Below are 2,386 nucleotides of genomic sequence, written 5' to 3' on the forward strand. Positions count from 1 at the left end.
GTGCTTAGATATGCTGTTGGGTAGGTTGGAGATATTCCCAATCCTATTCCTATTTAGTCCAAGGATATTAAATAGGCGTTTTTAACATATTAAAATTTCTTGCTTATGGGGTTGAAAAAGACAATCCACTAGAATGAGATATTATTAGTTGGGAAAAGAATAATACGAACGATTTTGAAGGGAAGGACATTAACGTATATTGTACAATATACGATTATATGGACTTTCCTTTTTTTGTATGGTATAATTTTAAGGTAATAGACAGTCGCGAGCAAGGTTTATTACGAAGATACTGGCCATGATAGACAGTATATTGGTATCTAAATAGGCCTGTATACCAAGGTGGTAAATAGGTAGTGTATAGCTAGTAATAGAAAGGACTGAAGAAATGTTAACAGCAATTACAGGAATAAACTGGGGAGACGAAGGTAAGGGTAGGATGGTTGACCTACTATCAGAAAACTATGACATAGTTGTGAGGTACCAGGGTGGTAATAATGCAGGCCACACAGTAGTAAATGAGAGGGGTAAGTTTATCTTGAACCTACTTCCATCAGGTATACTACGTTCTGATGTTGTAAATATAATCGGTAATGGGGTGGTTGTTGATATCAAGCACCTTGTTGGCGAAATAAATAAATTAAGGGATGCAGGTATAGTAATTACACCTGACAACTTAAAGTTAAGTGATAGGGCAGTTATAGTAATGCCCTACCATGTGGACCAGGATTGTCTGGAGGAAGAAAGACTAGCAGATGCAAAATTTGGGTCTACAAAGAGGGGTATAGGTCCAGTCTATGGAGATAAGTATATGAAGAAGGCTCTTAGACTGGGTGAATTATTAGATAGTGAAGAGGACCTAAAGGAAAGACTTAGGGGTATAATCGAGTGGAAGAACCTCTTGATAGAAAGGGGATATGGCAAGGAAGCTATTAAATTCGATGATATGTGGTCCTACCTAAAGGAATATGGGGATATAGTTAAGGACTTTGTATGTGATACAGGTCATTACTTGAATAGGGCAAATAGAGAAGGAAAGAACATAATGTTTGAGGCCCAGCTAGGTGCCTTGAGGGATATAGACTTTGGTATATACCCATTTACATCATCCTCTTCTACAATAGCGCCATATGCACCTATTGGAGCTGGTGTACCAAACTTAAGGCTAACTAATTCTGTGGGTATAATGAAGGCCTACTCTACATGTGTAGGAGAGGGTCCATTTACGGCTGAAATTTTTGGTGATGAGGCAGATAAATTACGAGAAGCGGGCAATGAGTACGGGGCAGCAACTGGCAGACCTAGAAGGGTGGGTGGCTTTGATGTCTTGGCCTCAAGGTATGGTGTAATGGCCCAGGGCTCAGACCATATAGCCCTTACAAAGCTGGATGTATTGTCATATTTGAAAGAAATACCTGTATGTGTAGCTTATGAGTTTGAAGGAGAAGTACTCAATGAATTCCCTATAGGAGAAAAATTATTCAAGGCCCAGCCGGTTTATGAGTACAGGAAGGGCTGGATGAAGGATATTTCTAACTGCAGGAGCATTGAAGACCTACCAAAAGAGGCAGTAGACTATATCAAGTACCTAGAGGATGTGGTTGACTGTAAAATAAAGTATGTATCAGTAGGTCCAGAAAGAGACCAGTATATAGTAATGCCTTAAGAGGAGGAAATTTATGAAGAATACATATGAATCACCCTTGACATCAAGGTATGCAAGTAAGGAAATGCAGGTCTTATTTTCTCCAGATAAGAAGTTTAAGACTTGGAGGAGGCTATGGGTAGCCCTGGCAGAAGCTGAAATGGAGCTGGGACTGGACATTAGTCAGGACCAGGTAGATGAGTTGAAGAGCTACAAAGATGATATAAACTACGATGTAGCCCAGGCCAGGGAGAGGGAGGTAAGACATGATGTTATGAGTCATGTATATGCCTATGGAGTCCAGTGCCCAAAGGCAGCAGGTATAATACATCTAGGGGCAACCTCATGCTATGTCGGTGATAATACAGATTTAATAATAGATTATGAGGCTCTCGATCTTATTAGGAAGAGGCTGATCAAGCTGATATCAATATTGGCCGAGTTTGCAGACAAATACAAGGACCTGCCAACCCTTGGTTTTACTCATTTCCAGCCAGCCCAACCTACTACAGTCGGTAAGAGGGCCTGCCTGTGGATACAGGACTTCATACTTGATTTAGAGAGCCTAGAAGACTTCCTACAGAGGAGAAGATTAAGGGGGGTAAAGGGAACAACGGGAACCCAGGCCTCCTTCCTAGAATTATTTGATGGTGACTATGAAAGGGTCAAGCAACTTGATAGGCTAGTAGCCAAAAAAATGGGCTATGATGATGTGTTTGCAGTTACAGGGCAGACATATTC

The 2,386-nt window shown here is 40.8% G+C and carries 2 protein-coding genes; both read left to right on the plus strand.

The genetic code is table 11. From position 1 onward, the window contains the following. Positions 1-388 precede the first annotated feature (388 nt). Positions 389-1,666, plus strand: coding sequence for an adenylosuccinate synthase (locus ACW6OJ_RS08150; RefSeq protein ID WP_456096291.1), 1,278 nt, complete (start codon positions 389-391; stop codon positions 1,664-1,666). Between the two features lie 13 nt (positions 1,667-1,679). Then, a partial coding sequence (locus ACW6OJ_RS08155) for a lyase family protein (protein WP_456096292.1) occupies positions 1,680-2,386 on the plus strand: 707 nt, incomplete at its 3' end.

Source organism: Peptostreptococcus sp. (assembly GCF_977045075.1).

Excerpts from the sequence above, each read along its gene's own strand:
- ACW6OJ_RS08150 (WP_456096291.1), top strand. The coding sequence starts at position 389 with ATGTTAACAGCAATTACAGGAATAAACTGGGGAGACGAAGGTAAGGGT.